The organism is Tropicimonas isoalkanivorans (assembly GCF_900112335.1).
Taxonomy (GTDB): domain Bacteria; phylum Pseudomonadota; class Alphaproteobacteria; order Rhodobacterales; family Rhodobacteraceae; genus Tropicimonas; species Tropicimonas isoalkanivorans.
Map to the genome: position 1 here is coordinate 207616 of NZ_FOLG01000006.1, position 13868 is coordinate 221483.

The 13868-nt window shown below is 62.4% G+C and carries 19 protein-coding genes; 17 read left to right on the plus strand and 2 right to left on the minus strand.

Features of this window, described 5'->3' with window-relative positions; all coding sequences use genetic code 11:
• Positions 1–4 precede the first annotated feature (4 nt).
• Positions 5–430 carry an organic hydroperoxide resistance protein gene (locus BM075_RS12315; RefSeq protein ID WP_093360980.1) on the minus strand — a complete coding sequence of 142 codons (426 nt, stop codon included), beginning with the start codon at positions 428–430 and terminating at the stop codon, positions 5–7.
• A 775-nt stretch (positions 431–1205) separates the two neighbouring features.
• On the opposite strand from BM075_RS12315, the gene BM075_RS12320 reads away from it, so the two are divergent.
• The 17 genes from BM075_RS12320 to BM075_RS12395 all read left to right on the plus strand — a co-directional run bounded on the left by BM075_RS12320 (position 1206) and on the right by BM075_RS12395 (position 13541).
• A complete protein-coding gene (locus BM075_RS12320) occupies positions 1206–2330 on the plus strand; it encodes an integrase arm-type DNA-binding domain-containing protein (RefSeq protein WP_093360981.1) in 1125 nt (374 codons plus the stop codon).
• Between the two features lie 209 nt (positions 2331–2539).
• Positions 2540–2740: a helix-turn-helix domain-containing protein gene (locus tag BM075_RS12325; protein WP_093360982.1), complete on the plus strand. Its 201-nt coding sequence runs from the start codon at positions 2540–2542 to the stop codon at positions 2738–2740.
• A complete protein-coding gene (locus tag BM075_RS12330; RefSeq protein ID WP_093360983.1) occupies positions 2737–3123 on the plus strand; it encodes a hypothetical protein in 387 nt (128 codons plus the stop codon). The genes BM075_RS12325 and BM075_RS12330 overlap by 4 nt, the downstream gene beginning before the upstream one ends.
• 184 nt (positions 3124–3307) lie before the next feature.
• A complete protein-coding gene (locus BM075_RS12335; RefSeq protein WP_093360984.1) occupies positions 3308–3547 on the plus strand; it encodes a MerR family transcriptional regulator in 240 nt (79 codons plus the stop codon).
• Positions 3548–3550: 3 nt separating this feature from the next.
• Positions 3551–4348, plus strand: a complete 798-nt coding sequence (locus BM075_RS12340) for a bifunctional DNA primase/polymerase (protein WP_093360985.1) — start codon at positions 3551–3553, stop codon at positions 4346–4348.
• A gap of 66 nt (positions 4349–4414) precedes the next feature.
• On the plus strand, positions 4415–5791 hold the full coding sequence (locus BM075_RS12345) for a primase-helicase family protein (protein WP_093360986.1): 1377 nt from the start codon (positions 4415–4417) through the stop codon (positions 5789–5791).
• 751 nt (positions 5792–6542) lie between these two features.
• A complete protein-coding gene (locus BM075_RS12350) occupies positions 6543–7190 on the plus strand; it encodes a hypothetical protein (RefSeq protein ID WP_093360987.1) in 648 nt (215 codons plus the stop codon).
• On the plus strand, positions 7183–7467 hold the full coding sequence (locus BM075_RS12355; RefSeq protein WP_093360988.1) for a hypothetical protein: 285 nt from the start codon (positions 7183–7185) through the stop codon (positions 7465–7467). Before BM075_RS12350 ends, BM075_RS12355 begins: the two co-directional genes overlap by 8 nt.
• A 196-nt stretch (positions 7468–7663) precedes the next feature.
• Complete coding sequence (locus BM075_RS24430) at positions 7664–7831, plus strand: hypothetical protein (RefSeq protein WP_177208331.1); 168 nt, start codon at positions 7664–7666, stop codon at positions 7829–7831.
• The gene (locus BM075_RS12360) at positions 7824–8234 is read left to right on the plus strand and encodes a hypothetical protein (RefSeq protein ID WP_093360989.1); all 411 of its coding nucleotides are present in this window, start codon (positions 7824–7826) and stop codon (positions 8232–8234) included. Before BM075_RS24430 ends, BM075_RS12360 begins: the two co-directional genes overlap by 8 nt.
• A gap of 167 nt (positions 8235–8401) precedes the next feature.
• Complete coding sequence (locus tag BM075_RS12365) at positions 8402–9064, plus strand: hypothetical protein (protein WP_093360990.1); 663 nt, start codon at positions 8402–8404, stop codon at positions 9062–9064.
• On the plus strand, positions 9061–9501 hold the full coding sequence (locus BM075_RS12370; protein ID WP_093360991.1) for a hypothetical protein: 441 nt from the start codon (positions 9061–9063) through the stop codon (positions 9499–9501). The genes BM075_RS12365 and BM075_RS12370 overlap by 4 nt, the downstream gene beginning before the upstream one ends.
• A gap of 182 nt (positions 9502–9683) precedes the next feature.
• Positions 9684–10046 carry a hypothetical protein gene (locus tag BM075_RS12375; protein ID WP_093360992.1) on the plus strand — a complete coding sequence of 121 codons (363 nt, stop codon included), beginning with the start codon at positions 9684–9686 and terminating at the stop codon, positions 10044–10046.
• Positions 10047–10104: 58 nt separating this feature from the next.
• Positions 10105–10419 carry a hypothetical protein gene (locus BM075_RS12380; protein WP_093360993.1) on the plus strand — a complete coding sequence of 105 codons (315 nt, stop codon included), beginning with the start codon at positions 10105–10107 and terminating at the stop codon, positions 10417–10419.
• A 151-nt stretch (positions 10420–10570) separates the two neighbouring features.
• Positions 10571–11650 carry a DUF3800 domain-containing protein gene (locus BM075_RS12385; protein ID WP_143089869.1) on the plus strand — a complete coding sequence of 360 codons (1080 nt, stop codon included), beginning with the start codon at positions 10571–10573 and terminating at the stop codon, positions 11648–11650.
• 109 nt (positions 11651–11759) lie between these two features.
• Entirely contained in the window at positions 11760–12224 is a 465-nt protein-coding gene (locus tag BM075_RS12390) for a hypothetical protein (protein ID WP_093360995.1), read from the plus strand.
• A gap of 72 nt (positions 12225–12296) precedes the next feature.
• The gene (locus BM075_RS12395) at positions 12297–13541 is read left to right on the plus strand and encodes a hypothetical protein (RefSeq protein WP_143089870.1); all 1245 of its coding nucleotides are present in this window, start codon (positions 12297–12299) and stop codon (positions 13539–13541) included.
• A 32-nt stretch (positions 13542–13573) separates the two neighbouring features.
• Here the strand turns inward: BM075_RS12395 and BM075_RS12400 are convergent.
• Positions 13574–13868, minus strand: a 295-nt coding sequence (locus BM075_RS12400) for a transposase (protein WP_177208332.1), incomplete at its 5' end; no start/stop codon positions are given.

A 13868-nucleotide genomic window follows, 5' to 3' on the forward strand; every position in this document is an offset into this window, starting at 1 on the left:
CTCCTCAGTTGGTGGTCACCGTGATGTCGACATCGACGTTGCCTTTGACCGCGTTCGAATAGGGGCAGGCCATGTGCGCCTTGGCAACGATGTCTTCCGCGGTTTCCTGGTCGACGCCCGTGATCGTGACGTCCAGAGCGACAGTCAGCCCGAAGCCTTCATTGCCGTTGGGTTCCATTCCCACGGTCGAGACCACAACGATATCATCGTCCTTGACCTTGGTCTCAGACTTGCGCGTGACGTGAATGACAGCGTTTTCGAAGCAAGCGGCATAGCCGGCTGCGAAAAGCTGCTCCGGATTGGTCGCGTCACCCTTGCCACCAAGCGCCTTCGGAAGCGCCAGCGGCAGGTCGAGCAAGCCATCGTCGCTCTTGATCGTCCCGGCGCGCCCGCCGATTGCGGTCACCTTTGTGCTGTAGAGCGTGCTCATTTTCATTATCCTAACAGTTTAATTGCTTACGGTAATATTGTGCACAATTAAAAATTGTCAAGAAGTGACCTGGACACGACTTACCGGACTGATCTTCGTGGTTTGTGACATGTATCATTCCACCCGGACCATCGAAGCGCGATGATCCAGCCCGTGATCTTGGGCATAATCCATCCTGGATTTGGACCAAGACCCGCCGCGCGTCGTTCAAAGGGTCGGATGGCGCATCTGCATATGGTGCTCGACACACACTCTGGTGCGATAATGTGGTCAGGGTGAAAGTTTGTGGCGAATGCAATGCACCCCCGAAGGGGCAAAGACGGACACCCTAACCGTCGCGCAGAGCGGCAGCGACGGTGCGGCGTCGCCAACCGCCCGAGACATAGCGGATCAGTCCCTCGTTAAAGGAAACAACCGCAGTCAGGCCGGGGTAATTCCCTTCCCGTGACCTGCAAGCGCCTCGGGAACATGAGTTCCGGGGCGCTATCATGACTAGTGTGGATGCGCCCGGAGGCTGGCTCGCCAGCTCTAGAACAACAAAGCCCGCCAGTGGCGGTCTCGGTATGTAGCTGCTTACATTTCGATTTTTGGCTCCGGCGGTAGGGATCGAACCTACGACCAATTGATTAACAGTCTGAAGTTGTGAGTAAATCATGGCTCATTCTGGCCAATTCGGGGCGTACGGTCCCTTGAAAACAAGGCAACATTCTCCGGGTAGCACCATCCTGGTTCATCAGGATCAACCGCAAACACTGTACTCGGGACTGTACTTTCCATGGCCATCTTCAAGTTCACCGAGGCCCGGCTTCGGGACCTCCCGCTCGGATCGGGCATCCACCGCGACACGGAGGTCAAGGGCCTCATGTGCATCGCCCACAAGACCACCAAGAGCTTCGCCGTGCAGGGCGACGTCCGCAGGGACAAGCGTCTCGTCCGGTCGGTGCGGGTGAAGATCGGCCGCGTCGACCTGGTGCGCCTGGCCGAGGCCAGGAACGAAGCCCGCAGGCTCATGGCGACCATCCAGTCCGGCATCGACCCGACGGCGGGGCCGGAGTCCACCGGCATCACCTTGGAGCAGGCGCTCAAGGAGCACCTGCGCGAGCGTGACCTGTCCGACGCCACGGAGCGGAACTACCGATACCACATGGACAACTACCTCGGGCGTCTCCGGCGCCGGGCAGTGGCTGACATTACGCGCCAGGACTGCCGAGAGCTCATGGAGCAGCTCACCAGGCGACACGGCAAGACCACGGGCGCTTCGGTGATGCGCACCGTCCGAGCGCTCGTGAACACCGCCCGACGGCACGACGAGACGATTGGGGCCAACCCGGTGGACGCCATACGCGTGCCTGCCACACCGAAGCGAGAGGTCGGCGAACTGGACGTGGCCGGCTTCTGGACCACCACCGAGGCCATGTCGCCGCTCATGCGTGACCTCCAGCGGGCGTTTCTGCTGACTGGGGCGAGGCGGACGTCGCTGCTGGGCGTGAGGCGCACCGACTTCGACGCCTGGCGGGGCGTCCTGACCTTCACCCACATGAAGACGGGCGGGTCGTGGTCGTTCCCAACCGGGCGCTGGCTTACCGAGACGCTGGCCGCACGGATGGAGGAGGACGCGCCGCTGAACTCGCCGTGGCTCTGGCCCTCGCCGGGCGCCGCGTCAGGCCATGTGGCCGAGCCGAAGCGGGGCGGCGTCCCGTCCCCCCACGCCCTCCGCCACCACTGCCGCACAATGATGATCGCGGCGGGCGTCCCTTACGCCGAGGGCGCTCTCCTTCTGGGCCAGAGGCTCCCAGGTGCCAGTGGCGGCTACGTGCACCAGACGCACCTGGTCGAGGCGCTGAGACCGCACGCACAGTCGCTGGAGGACCTGGTCCTTGCCAGGGCGGGTGTTGCGTGATCAATGGTACGCAGGCTCAATTCGCTGGTAACCATTCTGGTTCACACTCGATAACCTGAGAGCACAAAACCGTCCGGGCATATCCCGGGCCGTCGGGTCCTGTCGGTTCATACGCTGCCGCCGGCAAGTGGGCACCCCAGAGAGATAGAGAGGTCAAACGGCACATTTACCCAAACGGACGCCCAAGCGCCCGAACGAGGAGATGTGCCATGGACCTCCAGGCAGAACCCCAGACCTTCACCAGCCCTTGGTTGACGACCGAGCAGGCCGCAGCCTACCTCAGCGTGTCCGCCGGGACCCTCGCCAACTGGCGCAGCAAGGGCAACGGACCCCGATACCGTGCCGTGGGGCGGATGGTGCGATACCACCGGGACGACCTCGACGCCTTCATGATGGAGGGCGCGGCATGATGCTCCACGACCACCAACCCGCAGACGAACAGGACTGGGAGCAGGTCCACTACGTGATGACGCTGACCCTGTTCATCATAGAGAAGAACGAGGGACACCACTTCGTGGAGCTGCTCGTCAGCCTGCTCAAAAGCCGACTGCTCTGGGAGCAGACCGACCCGTGCACGCTGGCTGCAGTGGCCGTTTACGCCGACCGCTTCCCGAGGGCCGTCAACGAGGACGGTAGCGTGTTCTTCGACACGCCGGAGAGGGTGCTGGCACTCTCCAGGGACCCGATCTTCTGGGACGACCCGTACCTGGTGGCCATGGCCAAGAGACGGGCCGCGCGACCAAACCGCCAAAGGGCGAAGGACGGCGAGCCCTACATGGACAGGGGCGTCTGAGGACTTACCAGCGTTGGAGCGCGCCTGCGCCCACGTTGGCTTACGACGCGAGACCGTCACGACACTGTTCGAAGAGAGCAAGCCGGCCGCAAGGACCGCCTCCCGCGGCCGGCTCCGTGATCCATCCCATTGGACAGGAAGACCCACATGACCGAACACACCCACAACACGAAAGAAGCAGAGCATGTCTGACCCCAAGTATGCCGCGCAGACGGCCCCCTCCATACCCTCGTTCGCCGACCTCCTGACGCCGAAGCAGGCGAGCGAGATGACAGGCCACCCGGAGACGGTGCTGGCCGTCTACCGCTCCCGTCGCAAAACCGGCCGCTCACCCGACGCGGGCCCCGAGTTCGTAAAGGTGGGCCGCGAGGTGTTCTACGCCCGCGATGCCGTCCGGGCGTACCTCGCTGGCAAGCGGGGCTGAGCCATGGCCAGGCAACCCAAGGACAAGATGACGGGCCTGCGCTCGTTCGACGTCGCCTGCCGGGAGGCGGGGATAGAGCCCGCATACGTGTTCCTCAAGGACAAGCGGGCTTTTAAGGAGGGCTGGCAGAACCTGCGCCCGACGCTCGCTGAGGTGCTGGAGCACCTAGGCCGCTCCCAGAAGAACTCGGTCGGCGTGCAGCCCGCTTCCCTTGGCTGCGTGGTTCTGGACTGTGACGACGGCGACGGGCCCGAGGTCGGGGCCGAGTGGGCCGGGGACGCGCACGCCGTCACCACCCCATCGTCATCCGGCAGCGCACGCAAGGGCCACGTCTGGGTCCGCTGCGACGCCGCCGACGCCGTGGGCAACTGGAAGTTCCACGTGGAGGACCCAATCGAGGGCGAGGCTGAGGGCGAGCTCAGGACGCACGGCGGACAGGTGCGATTGAACCCGCGGTCAGTCATGCTGCTGGCCCGCGCCGTCGAGCAGGGCAGGATGCGAGACGGACCCCGTATGTCCCCGGTGGCCTTCGCGGGCATCAGGACGAGCGGGAGCGCCGCAGCGTCGGACCACGTGGTCCTGGACTGGGACGGCGGCACCGAAGTGGAATTCGACGAGCTGCCCGAGGGCCTGCGTGATCGCATCGTGGAGCCGGTCGGCTCGGGCGATCGGTCTGAGGCCGTCGCTTCCCTGGTCTGGCAGCTCCTCGCCCGTGGCCTGTCGGCCGCCTCGGTGCTCTCGGTCCTCGCCGAGCACTGCGGCTTCGCCGTCGAGAAGTACGGCGACAGGTTGGAAGCATAGGTCGAGAAGATCGCCAAAGACTACCTCGCCACCCGCGAAGCCGGGATAGCCCAGGACTTCGACGACGTGGTCGAGGACGCCGACCTGCCCGAGGGTGCCGAGCCCGGAGGTGGCGGGAACCCGATCACACGCGTGGTTACGCAGATGAACGAGCGGTTCTGTGCCGTCCTCGACGGCGGCCAGTTCCAGGTCTTCATGGAGGAACCCGACCCGATCTTCGAGGGGCGCACCGCCTGGACCAGGATGAGCCGCGAGGCGTTCCGGCACTACTTCGAGGACGAGACCCTTGCTCAGGTCGGCGAGAAGAAGCGGATCAGCAAGGCCGACCTGTGGCTGTCGAGCCCGCATCGTCGCAAGTACCCCGGCATCGTGATGGACCCTCAGGGCCTGCCTCACAACAAGGGCAAGCTGAACCTCTGGAAGGGGTGGGCCGTCGAGCCCGCGCCGGGCGACTGGTCGATGATGCGCGAGCTGATCGGGGAGGTGCTCTGCGACGGCGACGCGGCGTCGGAGGACTACGTGCTCCGCTGGATCGCCTACATGCTCCAGAGGCCCTGGGAGACGCCGGAGGTCGCCATCGCGTTCCGCGGCGAGGAGGGCACCGGCAAGGGCACCCTGGGCAGGGCGCTGATGCGCATCGCCGGCCAGCACGGCCTGACGGTCTCGCACCGTTCGCAGTTCGCGGGACGCTTCAACTCACACCTCCGCAACTGCGTGTTCCTGTTCGCCGACGAGGCGGTCTGGCCCGGCGACAAGGAGGGCGAGGGCATTCTCAAGCAGCTCGTGACCGAGCCAATCCTGTCCTACGAGGCCAAGGGGCGGGACATCACGCAGGGCAGGAACATGGTCCACATGATGCTGGCCTCCAACGAGGAGTGGATCGTGCCGGCGGGGCCCGAAGCGAGGCGCTTCTTCGTCTCTGACGTCTCGGACAAGCGGCGCCAGGACCACGACTACTTCGGCAGGCTCGGGCGGCAGATGGACGGGGGTGGCCTCGCCGGCATGGCCCATGACCTGCTGGCCATGGACCTGAAGGGGTGGCGCCCGTCGATGGAGATACCGCAGACACGGGCGCTGGCCGACCAAAAGCTGAGGAGCATGAAGCCCGCCGCGCGCTTCTGGTTCGAGCTGCTGGGTTCGGGCGAGCTGCCGGTCGGCTTCGACGCAGATGGTAGAGAGGTCGACTGGCGCACGGGCGCCGTGGTGCTCGGCCCGCATGAAAAGGACGCGACCGTCGAGGCGTTCGACGGCTTCCTCCGCCGCAACCAGCTACGCAGCGAGAGGGCCACGCACAGGGCTCTGGTCAAAGAGGGCAAGCGGCTCGTGGGCCTGACGACCGGCAAGCGGGAGGGTGGCTCAGAACGCACTTGGAACCTGCCCGCCCTGGACGACGCCCGGGCCAAGTTCGAGGCACGCTCTGGCGCCTCTGAGCTGTTCGACTGACTGGCGTGGGGACCGCCCGCCGTAGCGGTCCCATCTTGCCATCGGGCTTCCTACTCGGTGTGTTTGACCTGAACGAGCGTCCGACCTCACGCCAGTGTGAGGTCCCAGGGCCACCCTTCAGGACGCTTAGGACGCTTGCAGAATATAAGCGTCCTGGCCTAAGCGCATGTTTCAGAGGCGAAAAATACGCTTGGGCGCTATGACGCTTAGGTTCTGGTTTCGTGGCTTTTCGCATCTCGCTCTGGTCGCTCCCTTCGCCGAATTCGGTGCGGCTCGCCTAACCGTTCAGAAAGCCGAAAAGCAATATTAAGTGTCTTAAGTGTCCTAGTGTCATTTAGATAATAAAAACAATAAGATACAGAAAGATGCTTTAAGGACGCTATGACGCTTAGGCCGAACGGAGACCAGGCCCCCTCTGTGTCCCGACCTCACGCCAGTGAGAGGTGGGATCGCTCACACGTGAATTCGCTGGCATACGTCTCCGACGGGACGTGGCATCCTGACCTCGAACAGTGAAGAGCGAGCCGCCCGGAAAAACCTCGACGCCCGCCCACCTGCCCGCCGAAGGGCCCCCAGCTGATACTGGATCAGGGGGCCTCGCGAGAGGAAGGGCAATCGCGTCGGGGGCTTACCCGGGCGACGCCCTTCCAAGCACAGTCTTGAGCACCGAAGACGCCTCGCACGTTGGCCCCCTCGGCCCCGAGATGGCGTGAAGCGAGGAGCTCGATCAGGTCGAACAGGAGTTACCAGCGTGAGCATCATGCGGATGAACAGGATCAGGCCCGCGCCCGACCCCCACAGGCCGAGCCAACTGGCCCCGGTCGTGGCCCAGGTCTACGGCGAGAAGGGCGACGAGTTCCTCGGCTACCTGAGGCAGTTCGGGCACGTCACCTACGCCGCCAACATGACCGGCCTGACCCGGCGCACCTTCTACGACCGACGCGCCAAGAACCCCGACTTCGCCGAGGCGTGGGACGACGCTGTGACCGCCTTCGAGGAGGAGCTCACACAGCGTGTGGTTCAGACGGCCCTGGAGATGGGCACCGGCAAGTGGGTCCCTGTGATCGACCCGAAGACTGGCCAGCCGGAGCTGGACGACGACTTCGAGGTGGTCCACCGCTTCGAGACCAGCCACGTGGACCCGCGGGTCCTGACCAAGCTGCTGGCCCTGCGCATGAGCTGCGTGGATGGCCCGGCCCAGACCAACGTCCAGATCAACAACCAGACGAACGTCCACAACGAACTGCCGAGCCGGAAGCCCAGGCTCGTCGGCGGCTCCACCGGGTCCGTACGGCGTCCCTTGGTCGCCTCCAAGGCCTCGGGTGAACATCCGGGCGTCGAAGACGCCGAGGTGATCCAGGGGACGACACACGAGCCCGACGGAGGAGACGATGCCTGACCCCTATCCACACGTCACCCTGGTGTCACCGGGCGGGGTGCTCACGCGGCCCTTTGCCGATGGGACGCATCTCACCATGCGCGTCACGCTGGGCTACCTGTTCGGCGAGGAGGGTGTTCTGACCGAGATGCAGGAGCGGCGGGAGCCGGTGCCCTGGGAGAACGAGGAGGCCAGAGAGACTGCCCTGGCGTCCATCCGATCGCGCATCGACCTGGAGGACGACGTCAGGGCTGACCAGCTGGAGTGGGTGGGGGCCTCGCCGTTCTACGAGGACTGAGAGGCTCCTTAAGCGGCCCAGCCCTGTGCCCGGCGCTGTGCTCGACCTGGTCGAGCTGCCCTAAGCCCCTGATCCGGCTCGCCCCTTCGTTGCCGCTCCATCTGATCGACTGTCAGAGGAACGCCCTCACTGGCTTACGACGGGGCCCCCGTGCGGCATTGTGCCCGCGTAAACCCCGACAACCAGGAGGCCGAAGATGAACGAGACACCCATGCGCGTGGTCACGCGGGAGCGCCAGGAGCTCGCGGAAATGGAGCGCCAGTACAACGAGCTGAACGAGAGGGCCGAGGAGCTCCGGGACCTGATGGAACGGAAGCGCTCCCGCCTCGCCGAGATGGGCCACCCGGTCCCGCTGGATGACTGAGCTGCGCGGGACAGGTCCCGCCAGGGTTGCAACTGCTACCACTGAGCCCGATTATCCGCCCCTCCCGAAACACCTGTTCCAGGCCACCCAGGCGGAGGCCGACGCCCTGGTGGCCGAAACCGTGGACGACGAGCGCTTCCGTCCGCTGCCCGACCTTCCGCCAGCCAGCAACGCGGTCAGGATCATCGTCGGGTGCTGGTACGTCTCGGGGACGATCGGCCTTCCTCGCGGCTGGGTGAGGTCGATCATGGTCGCCTGCAGGGCCGCTGGCGCCTCGCACCCCAACGCGAAGTGCCTGCGCTGGTATCGGTCGAAGGTGGCCGACAGCCCGTCGTACTTCATGGGCATGAGGGGTGTGCCACGCGAGCTGCTGCAACAGATCGAGCAGGACGTCGAGGTCTGAGCCAGCATTCGACTCGGCAGGCGCACACGCTGGTCCCCCGCACCGATCCGACGCGGCAAGCTGTGATCGTGTCGGTTGGTCATGAGCCTCCTTCTCCCGACACTTGGCGGCCGGTCCTTTTCGACGGGGGGTCGGCCGCCACTCCCGACACACCCGGAGGGCAAGGATTGCTGATGAAGAACAAACAGGAAATCGAGACCCGCATCGCCGAGCTGCGCGACGAGCGCGCTCGCCTGACCGACGAATTGGACAAGGCGCGCGCCGAGGAGCGCGACGCACTGATCGCAGGAAAAAAGCCGGCAAGCACCTCGGCTGCGATTATTACCCGCCTGGGCATCTTGGACGAAGCCCTTGCCGAGCTTCAGGACCGACTGGCTGCAAGCCAGGCAAGCGCCGAGCGTCGTGCCAGAACCGTCCGCGCGGAGAACGCACTTCAGGCCACCGCTGAGCGGGCGAAGCTGGCCAATGCCGTGGACGACGCACTTGCCGCGCTCGCTGCTGCGTGGCCCGCCTACGTCGAGTCGCTCCGCAAGGACCTCGGGGCGACGTCTGCGGCAGGTGGCGACCTTACGGCCGTCGAGCGCTCGCTGACAAACAACCGCGCCGCCGAGCCTCTGGTCAAGGCGCTGATCCACGCAGGCGAGCTGACCATGACGCGGGCCCTCGGCATCGATACCCCGATCCGGCCCCGACACGCCATCAGCCTGGCCGCCGCCGAGGAGCGGGTCGCGGAGAGCCTGCGAACCGAGCCGCTCCGCGTCCGCGCCGAGAGCCCGCAACCGAACATCGCCAGGCAGGCGCAACGTGAACTGGAGGAGCAAGGTAAATGAGCAAGGAAGGCGAACGCCACGCAGCCGAGCTGAAGCGGCTGGAGGACAAGAAGAAGGACCTGGAGGACGCCCTGATGCGTCTCGCCCGCGACGAGGCGGAGGCCCAGGAAGTCGCTGAACTGGCCCAGGAGGTCGAACAGCTCGAAACCAAAGTGAAGGCCGCCCGCGCGGCAGCAAGTATGGAGAAGAAGATGACCAAGACCGACGACGTGCGGAAGGCCGCCGCAGCGAACCGGGAGGCCGCCGAGCGGCAACTCGACGAACTGGCCAAGAGCATTCAGCAGCCCGGCGAGAGCTTCCACAAGGCCTACGACCGTGCGCTGAACACCGGCATGGGCAAGGCGCTGATGCAGACCCGCGATGACGCTCAGGAGCTGGAGCGCGGCGGTGTGACCTCCATGCACCTGGCCGACGCGCGCAAGAACCTGGCCCGCTGACAGCCAGCCTGACCGACAACTGGCAAGGCCCGTGCCTCCCATCGGAGGCGCGGGCCTTCCCCTTTCCGGGTGTTGCGTGAAATTCCACGGCTCTGTTCTCAAACTTTGGGGAAAACTTAGAGCCATCGCGGACCCTCCTCCCACGGTCCATGAGACCGGATTCATCGAGAAGGAGTGCCGACATGGCCAAGACAGAACTGAAGATCGACTGCGAGACCACAGCGGACGGCGCCGAGGTCGCCGAACGCTACCGCGCCATGACAAGGAACGACCGCGTGGAGGTCCGCATACGCCTGCCGCGTCCCGCCCTGGAGAACGCCGCCACCGCCCGCCTGCGCGAATACGTCAACATGCCTGAGGGTGACCTCGCTCTGGTTGGCGTGGTCCCTTTCCTGATGCGGGACTACGGCCACTGGTACGACGGCGAGCTGGTCAGCGACGCGCTGGTGACAGCCTACGGCGGCCGGAGCCGCGACGAGCTGAAGGCCGCTCGTGCCCAGGTCATGGACTGGTTCGACGCCGAGATCAGGGTCGCGAACTGCTGACAACCAATCCACCCGCATTGCGAACCCCGAAAGGGGTAAATCGATCAAGGAGAGAACGATGAAGATCGACAACTTTCAAATCACCGACAACCCCAACTCCGATATGGTCCAGTTCACATACGGGGTATCGAGGCACGAACTAGCTCTGCCACCAGACGAAGATGGTGGGATCGTCGAGGACGTCTACCTCTCGGAGATGCTGCACCACGTTCTCCTGAACCACGGCCACCGGCTGCGTGCCGCCATCTTCGACCCGCTCATGGAGGGGATGCTTGTTCCAGGCGAGGACGTGATCGACCCTACCCTGGTCGATGAGCTCCGTGCCGACTTCGAGGGTGCCCTGTGTACCCGCCTCTCGCCCATGGCGGCCTAGACCCTGACGGAGGGCGTCACGGCGCCCTCCGGCCTCGCCGCCAGCCCGTGGTCCGTCTTGGACCAGCTGGTGCGGCGGCCGGGCAGACGCTCTCTTGAAAACAGGCATTGCAATGCGCATGTCCAATGCCCTTTCGATGTGCAGTTTCACAATGACCACAAGAACCATCTACTTCGATGAGTCGGGGTTCACCGGCTACAACCTTTTGGACCCGGAACAACCCGTGTTCACGGTTGCCAGCGCGGACATAGAGAATGCGCGCGCCGAAGAGATTCTGCGTACGTCGTTTCCGCAGAACCAAGCAGACGAGTTTCATTTCACCCGCATCTGGAAGTCGAAGCGCCAGAGAGACGGGTTAAGGACCTTTTGTAACCACTTGCACGAAGTGGCCGACACATCTTTCTGCTATGCGACGAACAAGCGTTTCGCCGTCCTGACGAAGATCATGGACTACCTCGTCGAGCCTGCGATCACTGACGCAGGGTTCGATTTCTACGATGATGGATTTTGCTGGCGATACTCGAACTATGTTCATTTCGGTCTGACGCAGTTTGCACCGCCAGAACTCTTGGAATGCCTGCTGGCTTACTATCAAGAATTTAGCCGAGACCCGACACGCGAGAACCTGTCAAAGCTTCAATTTCGCCTGAGGATGATGGCGAATAGTGCAGACCAACGTGTTCAGGTCTTTCTCGATCAAATGGCCATGGGAGCGGAACTCTTCGAAAGATACGCAGGCCTGGAGGACTTCCGCAGTTCCAACAACATCCAAACAAGCACGATGATTGCGGTCATCGGCCATTGGCGTCAGGCCCACCCCGAAGACTTTGCCGTGGTTCACGACGCATCGTCAGCGTTTCTACGCGATAGAGAAATGTGGGAAGCCATCACTGCCGCCGACAATCCAGAGGTCGAGCTGAAAGCCGGGGATGGCAGCTTCGTGCCGCATCCTTTGCGGGTAGTTTCGACGGAGGCAAGAGACTCGCGGGAGAGTTTTTCGGTCCAGTTTTGCGACATCTTGGCTGGTCTTACGGCTAAGCACTTCAATCCCGATCTCGATGTCGATGAGCGAGCCTTTATGAATGATCTGATCGGCGAAGGGCTTGGGAACATCTCGTCGAACAGGTTGGTTCCCAGCGGGGAGTTTCCAATCCAGATTCCGCCGAAAAGGCTCGAAGGCCCCGACGTTGTGGATCAGATGGCGGCCATGCTTCGGGAGCGACTCGGTTAAACGTGGGAAATCGAAGCATATCGTGAGCCGAGAAAATGGGCGAAGCGGGCCCGCGGGCTCGCTGGTTGGCGACATGGTGGACCTATCAACGCTGATAAGGAGACCAGCCATGACCAAGACCACCTACGTCGCCACCGCCCCCGACGGCTCGCAGCACACCCGCAAGACCGATCGGACCTACACCCACGCCGTCCTGCTCGAAGGCGAGGAGGGATGGGGCGCGGTCGGCTTTTGCGGCCGTCCGGACCTGGCCGACAAGAAGCGCGGCGAGCACCCCGGATCGATCGTGGTCGAGTGTGGTGTCCTCGGTGACCGTGCGGCTGACATGCCCGAGGCGGAGGCCTCCGAGAACGTCGAAACGGTCGCACCGGAAGCCGGCGACGCGCCCGAGGGGCCAAAGGGCTCGATTGGTGGCCTCGTCCAGAAACTCCTCTTAGAACCTGACCTTGGCTACCGAGAGATCGTTGATCGGGTCGTCGCTGAGTTCCCTGAGGCCAAGACCTCTACTCGTTCAGTGGCCTCAGTCGCCGCGGTACTGCGAAAGAAGGGCGTGGAGGTGCCCAGGCGGCGCTAACCTACTAAAATTCTGTTGAGTTGCATGGTCGCACAAGTTGTTGTCGTTTTCCAATTCCGGTAACGATTGTGCATGAGTGAAACTGATCGACGTCTAAAAGACCATTTGAACACAAACCAAGCCAAGCGTGAGCGAATGTGCTTGGAAATTCTGTCAGTCCAAGACGACTACACCGATGTTCGCCCGCGGCTACCAAAGGGTGGGCCAGACGGAGGCCGCGATCTGCAAGGTTTCCATAAAGAAAGCCTGCTCTTTGGTGCTGTCGGGTTCGTGAACGATGCAACAGACTTGGGTCAACATAGAGATCAAATCAAGGCGAAGTTCAAAGAAGGCCTCGAAAACGCTCTCAAAGAGAAAAAAGATGGAACCCCTCAGCCGAAGGCCTTTGTCTTTTTTACAAATGTTGGCCTCACACCAGGAATAATATCGGACCTTCAGAAGCTTACCTACGCGAAAGGCATAGATTTTTGCGACATATTTGATCGTGAGAGTATGAGAATCGTTCTGGATTCAAATCGAGGGTATGCGATCAGATTTCGATACCTTGATCTTCCTTTAAATGATGCTGAGCAGAAGGACTTCTTCGGCGCGTGGGCTGATGAGATCAACTCGGCCATTGGCTCGGGCTTGAAGGGAATAGACCAAACGACAAAGAGGATTCAGTTTTTACTTGAATCTCAGATGCTGCTAAACAGCCTTGGAACTATTGTGAAACTCGACGCCTCAATTTGGGAGGTTTGCAAAGGCGAGTTTTTCTTTCAAACGATGCTGTCTCTCAGGGTTCACTCCGAAGGCTTTGTAGGCGTGACATTTGGAGGTGGAACGGAGGAAATTACCGAAACGCTCGACGAGTGGAAGTCTAGAGAAGGTGGCCTGACAAGGAATGGGCAGTATAGTTTTGGATTTAGTTGGTTACTACCCGAAACGTCTATGTACCAATGCTACATAGATGGCGCGGAGAAGTTGGAGCATCCAAAGAACGCAAAAGAAGACGAACGTCTGGAGTATATTCGAACATCACGTTCGAGTGGTATTTTGGAGGTTGGCAAGTCGCATTTCTATTTTCGGACGCTTTCCGAGCCCTTTCTCTATAGATTTCAGCCGACCTGCAAGATGATAGAGCTGGATGGTTGCATGATCCTTTTTGAATGTACTGCAGAGATTGCGGAACACATTGATCAAATCACTATTGTTCGGGGCGGCTACGAGCTGTTGAAGCTTTCCAAGGCAGACTTTCGTCCGGTGAAAGGCAGCTATGATCGCTTGAAGGTTCCGATTGAGGGTAAACAAGAGGTAGTGCCCCGAGAGATGGTGTAAGAGCGCCGACCTTCGGAGAGGTCCAAGGCTGATCAGGTCGCCACGGCGGACAGCCTAACGGTTGTAGTGTCGGTGACACGCGCCAGGCTTTCAAGAGACATGTATCTCCGTGCAACCGTCCATTCGTCATTGGTCTCGAGCATCAGCGCGCCGACGAGACGGACGATGGCCTCGTCGTTCGGGAAGATGCCGATGACGTCGGACCTGCGCTTGATCTCCCGGTTCACCCGCTCCAGTGGGTTCGTCGACGCGATCTGGGCCCAATGCTCACGCGGAAAATCCATGTAGGCGAGGACGTCGTCGCGCGAGGCGTCCATGAGGGCGCCG

What these genes read in the sequence shown, in the direction of transcription:
- BM075_RS12320 (WP_093360981.1), top strand. Translation starts at nt 1,206, where the DNA reads ATGGCCATCTTCAAGTTCACCGAGGCCCGGCTTCGGGACCTCCCGCTC.
- BM075_RS12315 (WP_093360980.1), bottom strand. Translation starts at nt 430, where the DNA reads ATGAGCACGCTCTACAGCACAAAGGTGACCGCAATCGGCGGGCGCGCC.
- BM075_RS12355 (WP_093360988.1), top strand. Translation starts at nt 7,183, where the DNA reads ATGCCTGACCCCTATCCACACGTCACCCTGGTGTCACCGGGCGGGGTG.
- BM075_RS12380 (WP_093360993.1), top strand. Translation starts at nt 10,105, where the DNA reads ATGAAGATCGACAACTTTCAAATCACCGACAACCCCAACTCCGATATG.
- BM075_RS12390 (WP_093360995.1), top strand. Translation starts at nt 11,760, where the DNA reads ATGACCAAGACCACCTACGTCGCCACCGCCCCCGACGGCTCGCAGCAC.
- BM075_RS12370 (WP_093360991.1), top strand. Translation starts at nt 9,061, where the DNA reads ATGAGCAAGGAAGGCGAACGCCACGCAGCCGAGCTGAAGCGGCTGGAG.
- BM075_RS12375 (WP_093360992.1), top strand. Translation starts at nt 9,684, where the DNA reads ATGGCCAAGACAGAACTGAAGATCGACTGCGAGACCACAGCGGACGGC.
- BM075_RS24430 (WP_177208331.1), top strand. Translation starts at nt 7,664, where the DNA reads ATGAACGAGACACCCATGCGCGTGGTCACGCGGGAGCGCCAGGAGCTC.
- BM075_RS12395 (WP_143089870.1), top strand. Translation starts at nt 12,297, where the DNA reads ATGAGTGAAACTGATCGACGTCTAAAAGACCATTTGAACACAAACCAA.
- BM075_RS12325 (WP_093360982.1), top strand. Translation starts at nt 2,540, where the DNA reads ATGGACCTCCAGGCAGAACCCCAGACCTTCACCAGCCCTTGGTTGACG.
- BM075_RS12335 (WP_093360984.1), top strand. Translation starts at nt 3,308, where the DNA reads ATGTCTGACCCCAAGTATGCCGCGCAGACGGCCCCCTCCATACCCTCG.
- BM075_RS12330 (WP_093360983.1), top strand. Translation starts at nt 2,737, where the DNA reads ATGATGCTCCACGACCACCAACCCGCAGACGAACAGGACTGGGAGCAG.
- BM075_RS12360 (WP_093360989.1), top strand. Translation starts at nt 7,824, where the DNA reads ATGACTGAGCTGCGCGGGACAGGTCCCGCCAGGGTTGCAACTGCTACC.
- BM075_RS12340 (WP_093360985.1), top strand. Translation starts at nt 3,551, where the DNA reads ATGGCCAGGCAACCCAAGGACAAGATGACGGGCCTGCGCTCGTTCGAC.
- BM075_RS12385 (WP_143089869.1), top strand. Translation starts at nt 10,571, where the DNA reads ATGACCACAAGAACCATCTACTTCGATGAGTCGGGGTTCACCGGCTAC.